This window comes from Flavobacterium aestuarii (assembly GCF_040049115.1).
Taxonomy (GTDB): Bacteria; Bacteroidota; Bacteroidia; order Flavobacteriales; family Flavobacteriaceae; genus Flavobacterium; species Flavobacterium aestuarii.
This window is the reverse complement of sequence record NZ_JBDLZZ010000053.1, coordinates 1-791: the sequence shown is the minus strand read 5'-3', so window position 1 is coordinate 791 and position 791 is coordinate 1. Positions and strand designations below refer to the sequence as shown.

1 protein-coding gene is annotated in these 791 nt (G+C 41.3%); it reads left to right on the top strand.

Features of this window, described 5'->3' with window-relative positions; genetic code table 11:
- Positions 1-791, top strand: a 791-nt coding sequence (locus ABEG11_RS19025) for a hypothetical protein (protein WP_348825761.1), incomplete at both ends; no start/stop codon positions are given.

The window sequence follows — 791 nt, the reverse complement described above, 5'->3', positions numbered from 1 at the left end:
GTAAATTATTCAGTAAAAGACAGCAAAGGCTGTACTCAGGCAGGAACTGCTATTATACTGAACAGATTAAACCCTCCTACAGACTTAACTTTTGTTAGTGCCACCGTTACCTGTTCAGCTCCTAATACTACAGTTACGGTTACTGCGACAAATGGAGTAGGAACGCTTACTTATGCAATTACAGCCCCTGCAGCCGCAGTGGCATCAAATACAACAGGTGTTTTCAATGGCTTGGCAGCGGGTAGTTATACCTTTAAAGTTACCGATGCTAACGGATGCTATTATACAGAATTACATGAAGTTAAAGCAGCAGACCCAATTGCAATTTCAGGAAATGTAGATTTGAATGTAGACTGTAGAGGGAACTCAACAGGCAAGGCTACATTTACAGTATCTGGAAATGCTACAGCAGGTGCATATACATTTGCATTAACAGCAGGAACATTAGGATCAGGAACATTGACAAAATTTGGAAATACACTGACATTAGCCAATGTTGCAGCAGGAACTTACAAAGTTCAGGTAACCGATACAGCAACAGGCTGTGTCAAAGATGCTTCAGTGACTATTACCCAGCCAGCAGCCGTATTAGCGATTGCTAGTGCAGTTGCCACTCATGTAAACTGCAACAATGATAATTCAAATATTACAGTAACTGCATCAGGAGGAACAATAAATTATGGCTATGCTGCTGTAAAAGCAGGAGCAGCAGTGCCAAGTGTTTTTGCTTCGAGCAATATTGTAACAGTAGACACTAACTCAGGTGCTGATTTAGCCTGGGATGTGTATGT